Annotated in this window: 16 protein-coding genes, 4 pseudogenes and 1 other annotated feature; of the genes and pseudogenes, 4 read left to right on the forward strand and 16 right to left on the reverse strand. The window is 41.8% G+C overall.

Annotation, left to right across the window (positions count from 1 at the left end; genetic code table 11):
• The coding region (locus E4T71_RS05155) for a transposase (protein WP_194181249.1) at nt 1-342 on the forward strand (342 nt) is incomplete at its 5' end.
• Between the two features lie 112 nt (nt 343-454).
• Here E4T71_RS05155 and rplT read toward each other — a convergent pair.
• The 4 genes and pseudogenes from rplT to E4T71_RS05175 form a co-directional block, all read right to left on the reverse strand.
• The gene (rplT, locus tag E4T71_RS05160) at nt 455-814 is read right to left on the reverse strand and encodes a 50S ribosomal protein L20 (protein ID WP_135037785.1); all 360 of its coding nucleotides are present in this window, start codon (nt 812-814) and stop codon (nt 455-457) included.
• A 37-nt stretch (nt 815-851) separates the two neighbouring features.
• Nucleotides 852-1,052, reverse strand: coding sequence for a 50S ribosomal protein L35 (gene rpmI, locus E4T71_RS05165; protein WP_135037788.1), 201 nt, complete (start codon nt 1,050-1,052; stop codon nt 852-854).
• Nucleotides 1,053-1,081: 29 nt separating this feature from the next.
• The gene (infC, locus tag E4T71_RS05170; protein ID WP_135037791.1) at nt 1,082-1,612 is read right to left on the reverse strand and encodes a translation initiation factor IF-3; all 531 of its coding nucleotides are present in this window, start codon (nt 1,610-1,612) and stop codon (nt 1,082-1,084) included.
• 15 nt (nt 1,613-1,627) lie between these two features.
• Nucleotides 1,628-1,755: a sequence feature (ribosomal protein L20 leader region), on the reverse strand.
• Between the two features lie 88 nt (nt 1,756-1,843).
• Nucleotides 1,844-2,464: pseudogene (locus E4T71_RS05175) on the reverse strand (IS30 family transposase); the annotation flags it as partial.
• Nucleotides 2,465-2,493: 29 nt separating this feature from the next.
• Between E4T71_RS05175 and E4T71_RS05180 the strand changes: the two are divergent.
• A protein-coding gene (locus E4T71_RS05180; RefSeq protein WP_135037794.1) for an IS5 family transposase occupies nt 2,494-3,296 on the forward strand; the annotation gives its coding sequence in 2 pieces (ribosomal slippage) (nt 2,494-2,859 and nt 2,862-3,296; 801 coding nt in all).
• 33 nt (nt 3,297-3,329) lie between these two features.
• Here E4T71_RS05180 and E4T71_RS05185 read toward each other — a convergent pair.
• The 3 genes and pseudogenes from E4T71_RS05185 to E4T71_RS05195 form a co-directional block, all read right to left on the reverse strand.
• Nucleotides 3,330-3,658 (reverse strand): annotated as a pseudogene (locus E4T71_RS05185) (transposase); the annotation flags it as partial.
• Between the two features lie 302 nt (nt 3,659-3,960).
• Nucleotides 3,961-4,632 carry a (d)CMP kinase gene (gene cmk, locus E4T71_RS05190; RefSeq protein WP_135037797.1) on the reverse strand — a complete coding sequence of 224 codons (672 nt, stop codon included), beginning with the start codon at nt 4,630-4,632 and terminating at the stop codon, nt 3,961-3,963.
• Nucleotides 4,633-4,640: 8 nt separating this feature from the next.
• Nucleotides 4,641-5,078 (reverse strand): SAG1386/EF1546 family surface-associated protein, encoded by a 438-nt coding sequence (locus E4T71_RS05195; protein WP_135037800.1) that lies wholly within the window; start codon nt 5,076-5,078, stop codon nt 4,641-4,643.
• A gap of 54 nt (nt 5,079-5,132) precedes the next feature.
• Here E4T71_RS05195 and E4T71_RS05200 point away from each other — a divergent pair, with 54 nt between their 5' ends.
• Nucleotides 5,133-5,324, forward strand: coding sequence for a ferredoxin (locus tag E4T71_RS05200; protein WP_135037803.1), 192 nt, complete (start codon nt 5,133-5,135; stop codon nt 5,322-5,324).
• Here the strand turns inward: E4T71_RS05200 and E4T71_RS05205 are convergent.
• The 6 genes and pseudogenes from E4T71_RS05205 to E4T71_RS05230 all read right to left on the reverse strand — a co-directional run.
• The gene (locus tag E4T71_RS05205) at nt 5,321-5,800 is read right to left on the reverse strand and encodes an EbsA family protein (protein ID WP_135037806.1); all 480 of its coding nucleotides are present in this window, start codon (nt 5,798-5,800) and stop codon (nt 5,321-5,323) included. The genes E4T71_RS05200 and E4T71_RS05205 overlap by 4 nt on opposite strands.
• 202 nt (nt 5,801-6,002) lie before the next feature.
• The gene (gene addA, locus E4T71_RS05210) at nt 6,003-9,605 is read right to left on the reverse strand and encodes a helicase-exonuclease AddAB subunit AddA (protein ID WP_135037809.1); all 3,603 of its coding nucleotides are present in this window, start codon (nt 9,603-9,605) and stop codon (nt 6,003-6,005) included.
• 1 nt (nt 9,606) lies between these two features.
• Nucleotides 9,607-12,834 carry an ATP-dependent nuclease subunit B gene (rexB, locus tag E4T71_RS05215; protein WP_135037812.1) on the reverse strand — a complete coding sequence of 1,076 codons (3,228 nt, stop codon included), beginning with the start codon at nt 12,832-12,834 and terminating at the stop codon, nt 9,607-9,609.
• Between the two features lie 2 nt (nt 12,835-12,836).
• Nucleotides 12,837-13,871 carry a M42 family metallopeptidase gene (locus E4T71_RS05220; RefSeq protein WP_135037815.1) on the reverse strand — a complete coding sequence of 345 codons (1,035 nt, stop codon included), beginning with the start codon at nt 13,869-13,871 and terminating at the stop codon, nt 12,837-12,839.
• Nucleotides 13,872-14,042: 171 nt separating this feature from the next.
• Nucleotides 14,043-15,866, reverse strand: coding sequence for a translation elongation factor 4 (gene lepA / locus E4T71_RS05225; protein ID WP_135037817.1), 1,824 nt, complete (start codon nt 15,864-15,866; stop codon nt 14,043-14,045).
• 464 nt (nt 15,867-16,330) lie between these two features.
• Nucleotides 16,331-16,447 (reverse strand): annotated as a pseudogene (locus tag E4T71_RS05230) (IS30 family transposase); the annotation flags it as partial.
• A gap of 68 nt (nt 16,448-16,515) precedes the next feature.
• Between E4T71_RS05230 and E4T71_RS05235 the strand changes: the two are divergent.
• Nucleotides 16,516-16,788, forward strand: a complete 273-nt coding sequence (locus E4T71_RS05235; RefSeq protein ID WP_135037820.1) for a type II toxin-antitoxin system YafQ family toxin — start codon at nt 16,516-16,518, stop codon at nt 16,786-16,788.
• A 65-nt stretch (nt 16,789-16,853) separates the two neighbouring features.
• On the opposite strand, the gene E4T71_RS05240 is transcribed toward E4T71_RS05235, so the two are convergent.
• The 3 genes and pseudogenes from E4T71_RS05240 to E4T71_RS05250 form a co-directional block, all read right to left on the reverse strand.
• Complete coding sequence (locus tag E4T71_RS05240; protein ID WP_135037822.1) at nt 16,854-18,401, reverse strand: peptide chain release factor 3; 1,548 nt, start codon at nt 18,399-18,401, stop codon at nt 16,854-16,856.
• Nucleotides 18,402-18,503: 102 nt separating this feature from the next.
• Complete coding sequence (locus tag E4T71_RS05245) at nt 18,504-19,211, reverse strand: glucosamine-6-phosphate deaminase (protein ID WP_135037825.1); 708 nt, start codon at nt 19,209-19,211, stop codon at nt 18,504-18,506.
• Nucleotides 19,212-19,560: 349 nt separating this feature from the next.
• Nucleotides 19,561-19,668, reverse strand: a pseudogene (locus E4T71_RS05250) (IS30 family transposase); the annotation flags it as partial.

The following is a 19,668-nucleotide window of genomic DNA, read 5'->3' on the forward strand; positions in this document are numbered from 1 at the left end:
TGTAATACGGCTTGGATGAATGAATTTTTACCACAACTGTCAGAAGCTTACCCTAACGACTATATTATTTTGGTGATGGATAATGCGGTTTGGCATAAATCACAGACATTGGATATTCCTAGCAATATTGAATTTACATTTATTCCACCTTATACACCAGAGATGAATCCGATTGAACAAGTTTGGGCAGAGATTCGGAAATTAGGATTTAAGAACAAAGCATTTAAATCATTGAATGACGTCATTGATCAGTTGCAAGAAGTTATCCAAAGTTTATCAACTACTCGCTTACGATCGATTGTCCATAGAGAATGGATATCTGCTAATTTTGATTCTGAATGAGTATTATTTTACATTAGAGAGTATGTGGATTTTTTTCATACTGAGAACTCCAAATTATTATAAAGGCAGAAGAAAACCCTTTGGAGACTCCAAAGGGTTTAACTGTCAAATTTTATTTTCCAAGTTTTGCTTTAGCAGCATCTGCCAAAGCTGTGAAAGCTGCTGCATCGTTAACAGCAAGATCCGCAAGCATTTTACGGTTTACTTCGATTTCAGCCAATTTCAATCCATGCATCATTTGTGAGTATGAAAGTCCGTTCATACGAGCTGCCGCATTGATACGTGTGATCCATAGTTTACGGAAGTCACGTTTCTTCTGACGACGATCACGGTATGCATAGTAGTAAGAGTTCATTACTTGTTCTTTCGCTGTGCGGAACAAGATATGTTTAGCGCCATAGTAACCTTTAGCGAGTTTTAGAATACGTTTACGACGTTTGCGTGATACAACGCCACCTTTAACACGTGCCATTTAGTTTTCCTCCAGATTCTAGTTATACGAGTATGTCTTATTTAAGACCTGTAAGCATTGATTTAATACGTTTGAAGTCTCCTGCAGAAACCATTGAAGCTTTGCGAAGGTGACGACGTTGTTTTTTAGTTTTTCCGTGGAAACGGTGGGAAGTGTAAGCACGGAAGCGTTTAAGTCCGCCTGAACCAGTACGTTTGAAACGTTTAGCAGATGCGCGGTGTGTTTTTTGTTTTGGCATGATTTCTCCTCTTTTCTATTGATCAGACCTTATTTTTTGTCTGGAATGGGAGCCAATTGCATGAACATTTGACGTCCATCCATCTTCGCTCTTTGCTCAATAATAGACACATCTTGTGTCGCCTGAGCAAAATCAGCGAGAACCTTAGCTCCAATTTCTTTGTGGGTGATCATCCGACCTTTGAATCGAATGGACACTTTGACTTTATTTCCTTTTTCAAGGAATTTGCGTGCATTCCGAAGTTTTGTCTCAAAGTCTCCCTTGTCAATTGTTGGACTTAGGCGAACTTCTTTGACCGTTACAACGCTTTGCTTTTTACGTTGCTCCTTTTGCTTTTTCTGATACTCAAATTTGAACTTACCGTAGTCCATAATTTTAGCAACAGGTGGTTTTGCTTGGGGTTGGATTAAAACCAAATCAACATTGGCATCATCCGCGATGGCTTGAGCTTCACTTAATGGTTTAATACCAAGCTGCTCCCCTTCAAGACCAATCAAGCGAACTTCACGCACACGAATTTCATCATTGATGAATAAGTCTTGTTTTGCTATGGTGTTCACCTCTTTATTTTATTTCGAGAAAAACAAGAGTGGGTCTGCTAACGCAAACCCACTCACACGAATAGAATCCTATATAGGACTTGAATCGTAGAGCCAGACAACGTTAGTCGCAAGGCGAGAAGCTCTCACTTCTGCTTTTCTCATGTACTCTATTTTACCAAATCCTTTAGCTTTGTCAACACTTTTTTAAATTTTTTTCATTTTGGAAGAACGCTAAATTTCAAGTTGAAGTTAGCCACCGCTAAGAAATTCCTTCGGTGACTTGTAGCCCAAGCATTTTTTAGGATAGTTGTTTATCCAATTTTCAATAAAGGCGACCTCTTTTGGGGTCGTTTCTTTGGTTCCTTTTGGTAACCATCTACGTATGAGCCTATTCTGGTTTTCATTGGTACCTCTTTCCCAAGATGAATAAGGATGTGCGTAATAGATATGTTCTTCTGAAAATACTTCTGATAATCGATTGAACTCCGTTCCGTTATCTGCTGTAATAGATAGAATTTGATACTCATTTAGAATTTGTTTGAGGGATTGATTTACAGATTGAGCGGTTTTATCAGGAATTAATCTCATGATTTGATAACGACTACGACGATCAGTCATAACCAATAAACAATTATTCTTTTCTTTGGTTAGAATAACTGTATCAATCTCGTAGTGGCAAATTTCCATTCGAAGATTGATCTCCTTAGATCTCTCATCTATTGATTTACCTGCAGGTTTAAAAGTTGAATTCGTTTGCTTCCGACTAGCTTTTCTTCTTCTAGGATAAAGCATATCTTCCCTAGTTAGTCCAAGGTGTCCATTGTTAATCCAGTAGTAGATTGTTGTGACACCTGCTTTAATAGACTTCCTGCGAAACAAGGATATGATAAAATAGAAGCATGAATTATGAATCCAGTAAAAAACTTTCCGATTTACGCTTTAAACGCCTAGTTGGTGTTGAGAGAAGAACTTTTGACAAAATGCTAGAAATCTTGACAGTTGCTTATCAAGCTAAACACTCTAAAGGTGGTCGAACTCCAAAAATGAGTTTAGAAGATATCCTAATAGCTACTCTTCAATACCTACGTGAATATCGTACTTATGAACAAATTGCAGCTGATTTTGGTGTACATGAAAGCAACCTTATTCGTCATAGTCATTGGGTTGAAGAAGCCTTAGTTCAAAGTGGTTTCACTATTGAAAAAGGAAAAGTAAAGGATACCGATACTATCATAGTTGATGCATCAGAAGTGAAAATTCAACGTCCCCCAAAAAACAAAAGTTAAACTACTCTGGAAAAAAGAAATTACATGTAGGTAAAGTCCAAGTAATCATAACTGGACAAGGGAAAATTCTTTTTATAGATGTTCAGCTAGATTACTGCCACGATATGAAGCTTTTTAGAAAGAGTAGACGGGATTTATCTAAAGCTAGGGAAATATTGGCAGATAGTGGCTATCAAGGACTTATGAAGCTCTATCCTCAGGCTAAAACTCCTATAAAATCCAGTAGGTACCATCCTTTAACAAAGGGAGATAAATCTTACAATCGAGACTTATCTTCACGGAGAATTAAGGTTGAGAATATTTTTGCAAAGTTCAAAGTGTTTAACATCTTTTCAACAACTTACCGCAATCGTAAGAAACGATTTGGTTTAAGAATGAACTTGATTGCTGGTATTATCAATTTTGAAAGATTATAAACGTTTCGCAGGAAATCTAATGTTTTTTGTCCGAACCATCATTTCAGGTGAATATTTTTGATGATGGTAGTGAAGAATTTTCTCTTTCAGCTCTTCAGTCAGAATAAGTTTTTTAACAGACCGTTTACGATTCTTCTTGTAATTAGCCTGTGCAAAGTCAGCAGAGTAGACTTTTTTGTAGAGACCTTTTTTACTTGTTGTAAAACAAGACCACGCTTAACCTCATTATTAATCGTTTGAGGCGCTTTTCCAAGAAGTCGAGCAATCTCTCGGTTTGACTTGCCTTGCTTTAGCCATCTTTCGATATTTCGGCGATCATTAATTGTCAGATGTTTTCCTTTTGTAGTATAATTGTCTTGCATCTCTGTGCCTTTCCGTTTGTTTGTGGTGAACAACAAGTATAGCACGGAGGTGTTTTCTTATACCTTAAAAAGAATTTCATTTGACAACAGGGACTTTTGAAGCTGTTTTTTAGGCTAAACCAAGGCTATGATTAGCCTTGGCAAATTAGCCTAACAGCTCCAAACCTGTCATCAAATGAAATCAATGACTGATCAGAATGAGTTGTAGTCCTCATCTCACAGTAAAGGTAGGTGGCTAACTTCATTTTAAAACTTTCGCTCAACTCAAAAAAGCAGTAAAAGGAAGGACATCATCCTTCCTTTTACTGCTTTTTCGCAATCTCAGATTCAATAAATGCAACCACGCCATCAATCGATACTCCCGTCGTATCGAAATGAATCGCATCTTCCGCTGGCCGTAATGGAGAAACAGCCCTGTGGCTATCTTTATAGTCTCTTTCAGCAATCTCAACTTTTAAGACCTCTAGATCTGTTAGAATGCCACGAGTCTTATTTTCCTTATAACGACGTTCCGCTCGTTCTTCAACGGAAGCTACTAGAAAAATCTTGACCTGAGCCTGTGGTAAAACAGTCGTTCCAATATCTCGACCATCCATCACAATTCCGCCCTCCTGAGCTAGGGCTTGTTGTTGTTGAACCAACTTTTCCCGCACAGCAGGTAGGGCAGCAACAGTGGATACTGCTTGTGTAACATCTGGTTGACGGATAGCATCTGTAATCTCTGTCTCGCCAACATAAACCAATTGTTCACCGCCAGTATTCCGACCAAATGAGATTGGATAGGCATCCAACATAGCGACAATAGCAGAGGCATCTTCTAAATCCAAGCCTTCCTTCAAGGCTAAAAATGTTGCTGCCCGATACATCGCGCCAGTATCTAAATAAGTATAGCCATGTTTCTTGGCTAGTAACTTGGCAACTGTGCTTTTACCACTAGATGCAGGTCCATCAATCGCAATTTGTAATGCTTGCATATTCACTCCTACTCAACCCGTACTTCATCCCCAGGATTAGCATACCAAGAACCAGTTCTCATATTTTCTGGATTCAAAGCTTCCAATTCCGCAATAGAAATTCCTGCACGCGCCGCAATCGCTGCTTCACCTTCACCTGCCTGAACAGTAATGGTTGCACCGCCGGTGCTGTTCTTCTTGCTAGAACTTGAGGTCGTTTCTTCTTCCTCTCTTTCTTCAGCTTCGGAAGACTCACTACTTACCTCGGAAGAAGCTTGGGCATTTCCTGCGGAGACTTCTGAACTATAAAATCCTTGAACAGCTTCTTCCTGCTTGCTGCCACCAACTGAAAGGAAAATCAAAATCCCAGAAATAATAATCACCACAATGGCTGCAGCGGAAATCGCCCAAACCAACCATGAATTGAGTTTTTCATCCGAAATCTCATTTTTACGTTTTCTACTCAAAGCTTTTTACCTCTTCTTCTTGTTTTTTTATCCTATTCCCTATAAAATAGAACTATGAAAGTAACACTAATTCCTGAACGTTGTATCGCCTGTGGACTCTGTCAAACATACTCCGATGTTTTTGACTACCATGACAACGGTATTGTCAAATTCTATCAAAGTGATGAGCAAAGTCTCGAAGTCGAAGCAACTCCTGGTCTCATCCAGGCCATTAAAGAATGTCCAACACGCGCCATTGAACACTAGTCCTTGTCTTGGTAATAAACCTCATAATAATCTAGGTGAATGAGGTGGTCTGTTAGAATCACCTCTCCTCGAAAATGAAGATTTAATGCTAAGGCGTTGACGAAGTATTTCTTAGGCCATTTTCGCATATAGTAGGTCCGCCCTTTTTCCTGACCAAATAAATAAAGGGTAATAGAGGTTTTAGTAACCTCTATTTTTTCTATCTGATCAATCGCTAATTTCGAAGGCTGAAAGGGATTTGCCGAGATAATTCGTAAAGTCCCTGACTCATAAATGGTGAAATACCGATGGAATCCAATTCCCATCAAAATCATAAACAGTACGAAGGAGGACAGAACCACCATGGGGATCTGCGAACTTTCATACATCAAGGCCAAACCTAGAAAAATGGGAACCAATGAGAGTGACCAATAGATAATCAGGATGGATAGTTGTGGCTGCCAGTGGTAGCGTACTTGACCAAAAATTTTTATCATGGTCCACCTCCTCCTTAATAGTGTAGCATAAATGCTAGAAAATGGGGAGACCCTGCTTACAGTCGATAAAAAGCCACCATAAACCTAGATAGGCAATCGAAGATCATCCTCTAGAAAGGGGCTCAAAAACTTCCCCTTTCTAGCTACTTTCTCCCAAACTATGAAACTTAACCTTAGATAAAGAAATCCTTAGAAGAAAAACTCAGAAATCCTCTAGGTTAACCACTTGAATCTCCTGCCCTCCTAATAAAATCAAATAGGATTGGATCTGATTGATTCCATAAGCTTGTTTAAGGGCTTGAGCATATAGACCCATTTGACCGCGATAACGAGACACTACCCGAGCTGGATTACGATAGCGATCGGTCTTATAGTCAAACAAAATAATGCGATCCTCAAACAGGAGATAGCCGTCCAAAATTCCCCGAACAACAAATTCCTCACCACTTGCAGGGTCTTTCTGCAACATCGCAAAAGGAGCCTCTCGATAAAGTCTAGAAGGATTCTCTAAAAAGAGCTTCCCGAGTTCTGTTTGGAAAAAGTCCAAAATCTTGTTCAATGGTAAAACCTTGGCCAAAGCCGGCTCCAATTTCATCTGCTCCAGACGCTCCTGCAGGATTGCTTGGTCCACTCTCCCTCGAGATAAATCCAGACCTTGCATAAAAGCATGGAGATTCGATCCCACCTGGCTAGCCTTGACAGTTGACTTCTTAGAACCAAGAGTCGGTAGGCTAAAGTCCAAGGATTCTGGTTTCGCTGTCTCCATATGAGCCACGCCTTCTTGATCAAAGACTGGTTGATACAGATCTTTAACCTGACTAGGAGTTCTTACTGTAGGTAGCTGGATAGCCGCCTGATACAGACTATTTAGGCGATCAACATTTTCAATAATATCCAAGGCACGTGCTAAATCCTCTGATTGGCGATTATCTGCTAAGTCATCCGGATCCACTGGCAGAACCGGAACATTCGCTTGAACTTCCTGCAAGTCTATTTCCTCTTGTCCCACAAAGCTTACTGCCATACTCTCATTGAAGCTAGGAAAACTGGAGGAAACTGCCAAAACCCAATCCTGAAAATTCTTGTAACTCAGACGGTCACTTACAGATAAAAACTGACTAGGACCAACACCTGGGTAAGCATCTTCCAACTTCGTCCGCTTCCCTCTTCCAATTAGAAAAAGCTGTTTCTCTGCGCGTGTCATCGCCACATATAGAAGTCGCATTTCCTCTGATAATGTCTGACGACGCTTCTCCTGCCGAATTCGCTGGTAATTGAGAGAGGGGAGGGAGAGACGAACGGATTGTAGATGGTTGGGCTTGTCATTCGGAGTCTCGAGAATCTTGACAGACTGAATCCCAATACCTAAATCTCGACTCAACAATATCCGCCCCTTGGAATCCTCACTATTAAAATCCTTATCTAAATTGTAGACAAAAACATAAGGGAACTCCAAACCTTTACTCTTATGGATTGTCAAAATTTGGACTGCATCTTCATCTACTTCCGTTACCACATCTGCCAAGTCCTTGTCTGACGCAAGGATTTTTTCAATCCGATCGATAAAACGTGCTAAGCCCTTATACCCACCTTGCTCGAATTGCCGAGCCCGCAAGGCCAAAGAATAGAGATTTGCTTGTCGTTTGGCTCCTTCTGGCAAGGCTCCGACATAATCATAGTAATGACGCTGATTGTAAATTTTCCAAATCAAATCATAAAGACTATGCAATTTGGCATAATCTCGCCATGAATTCAGATAATCCAAGAAGATTCGGATTTTCTCGTGAAGCGCCTCCTCGATTAAGTCTGGTGCAGCTCCAGTACCAGTATGGGCTTGTTTTATTTTTTCAAAAAACGAAAGAGAGATTTCCTGCTCTTGTAGAGCTATGCGGGCCAATTGATCTTCATCAAAACCAAACATAGGCGATTTGAGAAGAGCCAAGAGAGCATAATCCTGCAAAGAATTGTGGAGTGTCCGCAGAGTGTCCAACATAACCATGACCTCAACAGCTTGAAGATAGGATCCCTGACCTTGATCCTCAATGAAAGGAATCTGCCATTGTTGGAACAAATTTACTAAGGATTTATTGCGAGTCCGACTTTCGACTAAGACACACATCTCTTTATAAGGCACCCCAGATTTATGCAGTTCTTGAATCTGAGCAATCAAGACATGCCCTTCATTCAACTCTCCTTCGCTTTCCTGGTCAAAAATCAAACACTGAGCTTGAGCCTGCAAATCGGACTGCTTCTGTCTAGGGCTTCCAGCTACCAGGTAATGCACCTGATTATAGTCAATCTCCCCGACTTGCTCATCCATAAGATGCTTGAACAGACCATTCGTAGCTTCCAATACAGACTCCTGACTACGGAAATTTTCTTTCAGTAAAATCAGCTGCCCCACAAGCGGATTTTCTTGATACAACTTAAATTTCTGGTTAAAAATTTCGGGTTCTGCCTGCCTGAAACGGTAAATCGATTGCTTAATATCCCCCACCATAAAACGATTGTGTCCGTTGGAGATCAGTTCTAATACCTCCTCCTGCAAAGAGTTGGTATCTTGGTACTCATCAATCATAATTTCATGATAGGTAGCCACTAATTCTTCGCGTAAATCTGGACATTCCCGCAAGAGACGAAGGACCAAATGACTTACATCACTAAATGTAAAAGCATTCTCAGCCAACTTAGCCTGATAGAGAGCCTGATAATAATCGCTCACAAACTGTTTAAGAGCCACAAGTAAGTCAGCGACCTCTGCTTCTTGCCCTAAGATAAAGGGCAAGGATTGAAGGCCTTGAAATTGATCCACAATGGTTTTCAAAAAATCGTATTTAACTCCGGCCACAGTAATAACCCCTGTTTTAGGAAGTAGCCCTAACAGGTGGGGAAGTTTTTCTTCAACTTCTCCCCAAGGAACCGAGGAATCAAGTTGACCTGCTAAGGTTCGCAACTCTTCCATCATCTGTTCATGCTTTATGTAAACTGCTGTTTTTTTACCATCTTTTTTGAACATCTTGTAATCTGGATCTTGTGTGAGATCATAGATGGAGTCAGCAGCTGACCAACAATCCTTAGCTAAAGTTGGATACAATTCCTGCATCACTTGTCGTAAATCCTGAATTTCTCGGAAGGATACTGCCTCTTCCAACCACTCTAGCGGTTGGGGCAGAGCATCCATGAATTCGGCTAGCTCATACACTACCCGGCGGAAACCAGTGATATCTTTCGCTTGGCCTATAAAATTGGTAACCAAGCGATAAAAATCCTCTTCTCCTGAGCCAGAACTGTAGCTTTCAAAAACTTGGCTAAAGACCTCCTTTTGAAATTGAAGCAGTTCACTAGGATCAGAGAGAATCCGAAAATTGGGACTGATGTTCAGGCGATACCCCTCCCTGGCGAGCAGTTTCTGGTTAAAAGCATCCATAGTTCCAATATCACTGAGCGGCAAGATTTGTCGTTGACGAAGCAAATGTTCTCTTAAAATAGGGCTTATATCCGGATCAGAGAGTTTTTCCGTTAGCTTGGCTTGTAGCCGTTCCTTGAGCTCTCCCGCTGCTTTAACCGTAAATGTGGAAACAAAAAGCTGATTAATCCCAATACCACGACTAAGCTGATCCATGATTCGTTCAACCATAACAAAGGTTTTACCAGACCCTGCCGAAGCCGAAACCAGCGTATTTTTACCAGAACTGTAGATGGCTAAGATCTGTTCCGGAGTCCGCTTACGGTCTGTTTGCAGTTGCGCTTCTTTTTCTTGTAAAAGGCGAATCTCCTCTGCATTTAAAAAAGGGATAGGTTTCATCTTATTCCTCCTCCTGCTCATTCATGTCCAATTCTTGACGAATTTTTGCCAGCCAGTCCTCTTTGTTGGAAGTTCCTTCTAACTGATTGAGAATTCGCAGATTCTGGTAATGGTAGGGTGTTTCAAACTGAGTAATGGCCTTATACTGATCAACGTAGGCTCGAACAGATTGTCCATCTTCACTAATCGGTTGGACAGGAAATTGCCCAGTTCTAATGGCTTGAGCAGCCCTTTGGAAAAGCAAGCGATTATAGGCTAAGAGGATGGCCAGCTCTTCTTCCTCCACAGTAAAGTCCTTGCGTCCGCTTTTCAGTAAATATTGATCACTCAATCGATCCTTCTCGCTGCTCAAGAAAAGCCCCTTATAGGTAAACTCCTTCATAGCCTGTGCCAAATAATACCCAGCTTCTTCTTGTTTTTTAAAGGAAACCAAGGGATTATTGAGATGAAAATACATCGCTCCAAAAACCTGATCCTTAGACAGATAATCCAAATAGGTCACCAGTTGGGAATTAAGGCCATTATAAAAGTCTTGATAAGAGAAATTCTGGTCAGCTGACTTGTAATCCACTACACCTTTAATCGAAGTTCCTTGGAGCTGATCAATCCGATCAATGACGCCACTCACATAGATTTGGGCTTCAGAAGATAAGAGATAGCGGAAACCTTTCTCTTCCTCCAGAGTCTCCGTTACTGGGGCTTCCAAGGTTTGGGCCGATGTCCGGACAATATCTAGCAGTATTCGTTGGGAAAAGCGACTCTCTTCATCCAAGCCATAACGATAGCGAACATAAGCTTCACGATTAACCTTTTGAATAGCCTGATCTAAAGCTTGTACTGGCTCTTGCTCAGATAACCGAGCGAAATATTCCTCAAAAATTTGATGCATATACTGACCATGAATCCGAGCATCTGGGTGGATACTACCTTCTTCACGCAAACGAAGCACATGTTTCAGGTAATAAGAATAAGGATTTTTATAGTAATCTGTCAAACTGGACACAGACAACTTGAGCCCCTGGTCTTGCGGATAAAGCCGATCTAAAGTTGCTTTTGTTAACGGACTACTCTGAACTTGATAATTTAGACCAGGTAGGCTAAACCCGTCCTGAGCCAAATATCGACGCAAATATCGAATCAAGGCCTTCCAATAAGATTCCTCTTCAGCCTGCCACTCTGCCTGAATTCCTTCCTGATACAGCTCTACAACCTGTGACAGTAATCCTTGATAAGAACCAATATCATCCGGAGTTAGACTCTGCTCTTGCGTGTCCTGCCACTTAATTCCAAATTTATTCAAAACTTGTAGATAAGGCGAGGGCCTCTTTTCACTATTATCAATTTGCCCTGGGCACGTTAAATACAGAGCTTCTTCTGCCGCATTTAAGAGAGAAACGGCTGTAAAATGATTCTTAGGTCCATTCTCTCGCCAAGGAATAAGCAAGGCTTGACCTTGATCTGCACTTTGATTGAGTTTTTCTTTTTCCTCAATCGTGAGCAATCCCATTTCTCCACTTTCTTTAGGAAAGAAATCGTCGGTCAAACCAATGGCAAAGACCTGTTTGGCTACCAGAGGTTGGACCAAATCATACGATTGGACTTGGACCACATCAACTGTAGCTGGTACCGTTCGATAGCTAGCTAGCTGGATTCCAGCCCGCCAGAGTTCCAAAAATTCTGAGACTGTCAGGGGCGTATCCCCCACCAACCGCTCCATTTGTGCAAACAAGTCTGTAAAGGCCTTCCAGACCTCAGCCTGTTGCTCCTGTTCCCGCAAATCCAAGCTCTGACTTAACCGGACTAAATTCGTTGGCAAAGCGATTTCCTCTAGCAGAGTCCGAAACTTCTTAAGGAGACTAACCCCTTTTTGCTTTTTGGCTTTGACAAAAGGGAGAAGGGGACTTAAAATCGCATCTCGGATTTGGTTGAGATTTTCTAAATCGTAACGGTCTCCGTCATTGGACGTAAAAGTACGTTGCAAGGCTGCCAAACCATTAATATCACTAAAACGCAAATAAGATTCCAACTGGTCCAACTCTTCAACCGCCAAATTCCCATAGAGCCCCGTTTGCAAGAGATTGGTCAAATCCTCCCGACGAAAATGACGACGAACAAGACTTTCCAAAGACTCCACCAAGTGAATCAAGGGATGATCAGCCATCGATTCCCGGCGACCAATATAAAAAGGGATTTGGTAGCGATCAAAAATCGTAGCAACTTGAGGAGTATAGGTCTCCACATCCCCCAAGAGCAGGCGGATATCCTTATAACGATACCCGTCTGCTAAAAGACGGCGAATCTGACGCGCGACCCATTCAACTTCCGCCTGAGGAGTCCCCTTTTTATGGAGGAATAGAGGAAGTTCTAGCGGAGTAAAATCCTGTTTAGGACCAAACTCATAAAAAACTTCAAGTCTATCCGTCAGTTCTTGAAAACCATCCTGAACGCCAGCAGAACCTTCTACTATTTGAGCTTGAAAATCTCGTCCTAAATCCTGAATAAACTCGACACTAGCCTGGTATAGATTTCCTTCTAGATACTGCTGCTTCCGCGCTCGCCTGCTAGCATAGGCTCCAATTACAATAGGACAGCCCTTACGATGTAAAAGCCCCAAGAGATGTTTTTCCTCCGCTGAAAAACGAGTAAAACCATCAATAACCAAAGCTACCTTGGCCAAACTAGAATCCAAACGACCCGATTCCAATTTTTCAATAAAATCGGATAAGGTCGTTGAAGGTAGGTAGCCTTCAGTAACCATACTTTCATCCAAGGCTTGAAAAATCATCTGCAGATCATGCGTTTTGGCTGCATTATCCAGATGACTCAAATAATCTAGCCCCATCCGTGCTTCCTGTAATTCTTTATAAAGCGAGGCTACTTCTTGCACAAAGCCAGGATCCTTACGAATCCGTCCATAAGCTCGATAATGTTCGAGAGGTAAGGTCTGTAGGACCCGATAAACCAATAATTGCAAGCCCAAGTCATCCAAGCGTTGAGCTTCTGCCTCCTGGTCTAGCAGCAAGTAGCGGGTCATTTGTTGAAAACGGGTAACCGTAATGCCAAAGGAAGCTTTGGTAGGTAGGCATGCCAAAACCTGTCTTTCTTTTTCGAAAGACAGGGAGTTTGGTGCAATATAAAAAACGCGATAACCTTTGGATTCTAAATCCAAAGCTTCCTCAACTAAATCCTTAACCAGATTGGCTCGGATTGAAGTGTAAACTACTTTCATCTTTATCCTTCCATTAGAGGGGATTGGAGATAGCGGAAAATCAAATCAGAAGTGGCTTTCAAGGAATCAACATGAGTACGCTCATAGGAATGGCTAGATTCGATTCCTGGCCCAATTAAAGCATGGCGGACATCCCAACCTGCAGACATGGCTGCTGAGGCATCACTGCCGTAGAAAGGATAGATATCAATTTTGTAAGGAATCCCCGATTCTTGAGCTAAGGCTTCTAACTGACGACGGAAGCCATAATGATAAGGCCCTGAAGCATCCTTACTACAAATAGACACTGTGTATTCATCGGTCGCCTGATCATCTCCCATAGCTCCCATATCCACAGCTAGGTATTCCACCACCTGATTAGGAATGGATGAATTAGCCCCATGACCAACCTCTTCAAATGTTGAAAACATCACATGAGTCGTCACTGGCAAGTGAATCTCTTGCGATTGAATCTCTTCCAAAAGTGCTAGCAAAATCGCAACACTAGCCTTATCATCCAAAAAACGACTTTTTACAAATCCCGTCTCTGTCAACTGGGTCCGTGAATCAAAGGAAACAAAATCTCCAACTTGAATTCCCAAAGCCTGAGTCTCTTCAGCCTTGGTTACCTTAGCATCTAAGCGAACTTCCATATTATCCTGACTCCGTTCAAGAGTCCCTGCTTCCTTATAAACATGGGTAGAAGTTTGGTGTAACAAAATCGTCCCAGAGACTGTCGAACCATTAGCCAAATGAACCAAACAGTTTTCTCCTTCAATCATATTCCAAGGGAATCCACCAACCCGATCCAACTTCAACCGTCCATCTGGTTTAATAGCCCGAACCATAGCTCCCAGAGTATCCACATGGGCTGTCAAGAGACGAGCTGGCCCCTCTTCTTTTCCAGGTAGGGTTACTCGGACATTCCCCTTCGGACTGACCTGGGCTTCCAAGCCCAAATTCTCTAGAGTCTGCAACAAATAAGCAACTACTTCCTGAGTAAAACCAGTTGGAGAAGGAATTGCCAGAAGTTCTTGTAAATAACCTAGTGTTTTCATACGGTCTCCTTTCAAAAAAGAGACTGGGAACCAGTCCCTGTCTCATCACATTCATGGAGCAGTCTCATTAGACCTAGTCATTGAGGGCACCAATCGCAACATACTTAAATTTCGGAAGTCCTACAAACAAATATTCCAATCGGTTTGTCTCACGGAAACCAAAATAGCCTCTTATTCGTCGTCCATAGACAGGACACTTAGGAAGGCTTCTTGAGGTACTTCCACTGATCCGATGGCCTTCATCCGTTTTTTACCGGCTTTTTGTTTTTCCAGGAGTTTGCGTTTTCGAGAAACATCCCCTCCGTAACACTTCGCCAAAACGTTCTTACGTAGAGCCTTAATGTCCGTCCGTGCCACAATCTTATGCCCGATTGCTGCTTGAATTGGAACTTCAAACTGTTGACGTGGAATAATCTTCTTAAGCTTTTCAACGATAACTTTTCCACGCTCATAGGCAAATTCCTTGTGAACAATAAAGCTGAGAGCATCTACCTTATCACCATTCAAGAGAATGTCCATTTTAACCAATTGAGATTTCCGATATTCAGAAATTTCATAATCGAAGCTTGCATAACCACGTGTCGATGATTTCAATTTATCAAAGAAATCAAAGACAATCTCAGCTAGAGGGATTTGATAGATAACATTTACGCGATTCTCATCAATATAATCCATCGTCACAAAATCCCCACGCTTGCGCTGTGCCAACTCCATAACAGCCCCAACAAATTCCTGAGGTACCATAATCTGAGCCTTCACATACGGTTCTTCAATGGAATCGATTTTAGTTGGGTCTGGGAACTCACTAGGATTGGAGACATCTATCATCTCGCCATCTGTCAAATTAACCTGGTAGATAACGGATGGCGCTGTCATAATCAAATCAATGTTAAACTCCCTCTCCAAACGCTCCTGAATCACATCCATATGGAGAAGCCCCAAGAAACCACAGCGGAAACCAAAGCCCAACGCCTGTGATGTCTCTGGTTCAAATTGAAGAGAGGCATCATTTAGTTGAAGTTTTTCCAGTGCTTCACGCAAATCATTGTATTTATTTGACTCGATTGGATAGAGTCCAGCAAAGACCATCGGATTCATCTGCTTATAACCATCCAAAGGTGCATCTGCTGGATTTGAAGCCAAGGTTACCGTATCCCCGACACGGGTATCTTGAACAGTCTTAATGGACGCTGCGATATACCCAACATCACCTGTTGCCAAGTAATCACGACCCACTGCCTTTGGCGTAAAGATTCCGACTTCCGTCACATCGAAAGTCTTACCATTGCTCATCAGTTGAATCTTATCCCCAGGCTTAACCAGACCTTCCATAACGCGGACTTGGAGAATAACCCCACGGTAAGCATCATAAACAGAGTCAAAAATTAATGCCTTTAGTGGAGCTTCTACATCACCTAGAGGTGCTGGAACCTTCTCCACAATCTGCTCCAAGATTTCCTCAATCCCGATACCTGCTTTAGCGGAAGCTAAAACCGCTTCAGAGGCATCCAAGCCAATCACATCTTCTACCTCTGTCCGCACACGCTCAGGGTCAGCTGCTGGCAAGTCAATTTTATTAATGACCGGTAAAATTTCCAAATCATTATCTAAAGCTAAATAAACATTGGCCAAGGTCTGCGCCTCAATCCCTTGAGCTGCATCCACCACCAAAATAGCTCCCTCACAGGCCGCCAAAGAACGAGAAACCTCATACGTAAAATCCACGTGCCCTGGGGTGTCAATCAGGTGAAAAATGTAGGTCTCCCCATCCTTAGCCGTATAGTTCAATTCAATAGCATTGAGCTTAATCGTAATCCCTCGCTCCCGCTCCAAATCCATACTATCTAAAAGCTGAGCCTGCATTTCTCGGCTTGAAACCGTCTCGGTTGCCTCCAAAATCCGGTCTGCCAAAGTCGACTTACCGTGGTCAATGTGGGCAATAATGGAGAAATTTCGAATCTTCTCCTGCCTTGCCTTTAATTCCTCAAAATTCATAAACACAATCTCTTTCTTTTCATACCTACTAAATCAAAATACTCGCGAAATTTCAAAAGAATGACGATAAAAGCCGATGAAGATCGAACTAAAGTTCATCAAAGAGGCTTAAGAAAGTCAGATTTTGAAACTTAATGAGTATCAGTTCTAAGCTCTTACCATTATAACAAGAAGCCCCTCGCTTTTCAACGAGGGGCAAGGTTTCGCAACTGCTTAATCAAAAAAATTCTCTACTCAAGATTTACCGTCATTGTATAAATTCAAAACCGAATGCCTTCAAATATCGGTTCTTTGTCAAGTTGTGTGGAATCCCTGAAAACTGACAATATAGAATAAAGACAATCTTCTTCCTCCCCTCCTTAGAGGGGAGGGATTTTTAGATAGAGTGGACAGCAGGAGTCTGCATCCAGTAAATTCTGGCAAATAGATGCTCATGTTTCCGAAAGCTAAATTTCAAGTTAAAGTTAGCCACCGCTAAGAAATTCCTTCGGCGACTTGTAGCCCAAGCATTTTTTAGGATAGTTGTTTATCCAATTTTCAATAAAGGCGACCTCTTTTGGGGTCGTTTCTTTGGTTCCTTGGTGACCTTGCTAGTCAATCCTATTCGAATTTTTCAGATTTTCTGAATGACTTGAATGAGGAATAGCTCATGTTAGAGCTCAAAACAACTAACCAATTCCGAAAGGATATTAGACGAATCCAAAAACGTGGAGGTAATTTACTTAAACTTGAAACTGTTTTAAGTAAACTCCAGCAAGAAGTAGAACTTGATAAAAAATATCGTGACCACCCTCTAAAGGGAAATTATCAGGATTTTAGAGAATGTCATATTGAACCCGATTGGCTTCTCATCTATGCAATTGATAAAGGACATCTCATTTTAACTGCAACACGAACAGGTAGCCATTCCGATTTATTTTAATTTCAAACAAACACTTCAAGCGCTCAAGGTCTTGAAGTGTTTGTTGTCTATATCTTATTTTTATCCTACATCTTCTCTTCCAATTCCACATCTGGGTATTTATCAGCGAACCAGCGTAGGGCAAAATCATTTTCAAAGAGGAAAACGGGCTGTTCAAAACGGTCCTTAGCTAGAATATTCCGGCTAGAACTCATGCGTTCGTCCAAGTCTTCTGGTTTGATCCAACGGACGGTTTTCTTACCCATTGGGGACATGACAACTTCAGCGTTGTATTCATTTTCCATCCGGTGTTTGAATACCTCAAATTGTAGCTGACCAACTGCTCCTAGCATATACTCACCAGTTTGATAGTTCGTATAAAGTTGGATAGCTCCCTCTTGCACCAATTGTTCAATCCCCTTATGGAAGGATTTTTGTTTCATGACATTTTTAGCAGAAACTTTCATGAAAATTTCCGGGGTAAAGGTCGGAAGTGGCTCAAATTCAAACTTGTTTTTACCAACAGTCAAGGTATCCCCGACCTGATAAGTACCTGTGTCGTAGACACCGATAATATCTCCCGCCACAGCCTTTTCAACAGTTTCACGAGACTCCGCCATAAACTGGGTAACATTGGATAATTTGGCACCTTTTCCAGTCCTTGGGAGGTTGACGGCCATTCCTCGCTCAAACTCGCCTGATACAATCCGCACAAAAGCGATTCTATCACGGTGTCGAGGATCCATATTCGCCTGAATCTTAAAGACAAAACCTGAGAAGTCTGGGGTATCCGGTTGGATCATCTCGCCTTCAGTTGTTTGATGTCCATGTGGTTCTGGTGCAAATTCAAGGAAGGTTTCCAAGAAGGTCTGAACCCCAAAATTCGTGAGGGCTGATCCGAAAAAGACTGGAGTTAAATCCCCTGCCAAGATAGCTTCCTCGGAGAAGGGATTTCCAGCTTCTACTAGCAAGTCTACATCCTCTAGCACTTGTTGGTAGAAAGGATTATTCCCTAGCCCGTGGCTTTCCGCTTGGTCAAAATCGATAAAACGTTGATCCCCTTTATACAACTCAATGCGACCATGGTGAAGATCATAGAGCCCTTCAAAACTTTTTCCCATCCCAATCGGCCAGTTCATAGGATAAGAAGCAATTCCAAGAACTTCCTCCAACTCTTCTAATAAGTCAAGGGGCTCACGACCATCACGGTCCAACTTGTTAATAAAGGTGAAAACAGGGATATTACGGTGTTTCACGACCTCAAAAAGTTTCTTGGTTTGCGCCTCAATACCCTTGGCGGAATCGACAACCATGACAGCAGCATCCACTGCCATCAAGGTCCGATAAGTGTCTTCAGAGAAGTCCTCGTGTCCCGGAGTATCTAGAATATTAACCCGTTTGCCAAGATAATCGAATTGCAAGACAGATGAGGTAACGGAGATTCCCCGTTGCTTCTCAATATCCATCCAGTCAGACTTAGCAAAATTCCCAGTCTTCTTCCCTTTTACCGTACCGGCCTCACGGATTTCGCCTCCGAAATAGAGCAATTGCTCGGTAATGGTTGTTTTCCCCGCATCCGGGTGACTGATAATGGCGAATGTCCGTCGCCGCTTCATTTCTTCAATACGTGACATCACTGTTTCCTTCCGATTTTTTCTGCCCTACTAGTATACCATGTTCATGAAAAGTAGACAAAAAGGAAAAGCCCTCCGATTTGACATCAGGAGGGCTAGCTATTAGACTTCTAATTTTGAAAGAGCTGCGTCATCCGCAAAAATATAAACTTCCGGATGTCTTTGTAAAATACTAGCTGGCAGTTCTTCCGTTACAGGACCACTAATAGCTCCTGCAATCGCTTCTGCCTTATCAGCTCCGTAAGCAAAGAGAATGATAGCTTTCGAATCCATAATATTTTTAATTCCCATGGAAATCGCTTTAGTAGGCACATCCTCAATTTTTTCAAAGAAACGGGCATTGGCTTCAATGGTAGAAGCTTCTAAATCAACCACCTGTGTCACCTGATCAAAGGAAGTCCCAGGCTCATTAAAACCAATATGACCATTTCGACCAATCCCAAGGATTTGCAAATCAACTGGATGAGCTTCCAAGATTTCTTGGTAACGGGCTAATTCCGCTTCCAAATCACTGGCTTCCCCGTTTGGAAGGTAATTTGCTTTAAAAGGCTTTGCTTGGAAAAGATGTTCTTCCATAAAATAACGATAAGATTGGGGATTGTCAGCCCCAAGACCTACGTACTCATCCAAGTTCACACTCGTCAAGTTAGAAAAATCAACATCACTAGCTCGAACAGCCTCGTAAAAACCTAGAGGGCTACTTCCTGTTGCTAAACCTAATGTTTTAGCTCCTGCTGCCAATTTCTCCTTTAAAATCTCAAGGGCTTGTTGCCCCCCTTCTTCTTGACTTGAAACACGTATAACTTTAATCATGGGAACTTCCTCCTAGCCTTTCTTAATTCTATTATATGGTATAGACCGATTTCTGTCAACTGGTATAGACCGATTTTTTCTCAAAAAAGACCTGCTCCACCAAAGAGAACCCTACTGAAAAGACAAGTTTATCCCTCCCTTTAAAAACTATCTTCTCTAGAATACGACAAGACAACGAATGAATCTATAACTAAACATCTTCATAGACAGAACTAGCAATCTTAGGATAGTCTTGCCACTTGCCTAGTCGGTTCTAAGCTACAGTCTTCCATAACTAAATGTAATTTCAGTATTAGGATAGCCATCATTGCTTACTCTCCAACATTCGCTAAATTTCAAGTTGAAGTTAGCCACCGCTAAGAAATTCCTTCGGCGACTTGTAGCCCAAGCATTTTTTAGGATAGTTGTTTATCCAATTTTCAATAAAGGCTACCTCTTTTGGGGTCGTTTCTTT

The sequence above is a fragment of the Streptococcus sp. WM07 genome (assembly GCF_004570525.1).
In the GTDB taxonomy this organism is placed as follows: Bacteria; Bacillota; Bacilli; order Lactobacillales; family Streptococcaceae; genus Streptococcus.

Bases quoted from the DNA above. Each gene is read 5' to 3' on its own strand.
- lepA (WP_135037817.1), bottom strand. From the start codon at position 15,866: ATGAATTTTGAGGAATTAAAGGCAAGGCAGGAGAAGATTCGAAATTTC.
- E4T71_RS05240 (WP_135037822.1), bottom strand. From the start codon at position 18,401: ATGTCACGTATTGAAGAAATGAAGCGGCGACGGACATTCGCCATTATC.
- rplT (WP_135037785.1), bottom strand. From the start codon at position 814: ATGGCACGTGTTAAAGGTGGCGTTGTATCACGCAAACGTCGTAAACGT.
- E4T71_RS05200 (WP_135037803.1), top strand. From the start codon at position 5,133: ATGAAAGTAACACTAATTCCTGAACGTTGTATCGCCTGTGGACTCTGT.
- rpmI (WP_135037788.1), bottom strand. From the start codon at position 1,052: ATGCCAAAACAAAAAACACACCGCGCATCTGCTAAACGTTTCAAACGT.
- cmk (WP_135037797.1), bottom strand. From the start codon at position 4,632: ATGCAAGCATTACAAATTGCGATTGATGGACCTGCATCTAGTGGTAAA.
- E4T71_RS05220 (WP_135037815.1), bottom strand. From the start codon at position 13,871: ATGAAAACACTAGGTTATTTACAAGAACTTCTGGCAATTCCTTCTCCA.
- addA (WP_135037809.1), bottom strand. From the start codon at position 9,605: ATGAAACCTATCCCTTTTTTAAATGCAGAGGAGATTCGCCTTTTACAA.
- rexB (WP_135037812.1), bottom strand. From the start codon at position 12,834: ATGAAAGTAGTTTACACTTCAATCCGAGCCAATCTGGTTAAGGATTTA.
- E4T71_RS05205 (WP_135037806.1), bottom strand. From the start codon at position 5,800: ATGATAAAAATTTTTGGTCAAGTACGCTACCACTGGCAGCCACAACTA.
- E4T71_RS05235 (WP_135037820.1), top strand. From the start codon at position 16,516: ATGTTAGAGCTCAAAACAACTAACCAATTCCGAAAGGATATTAGACGA.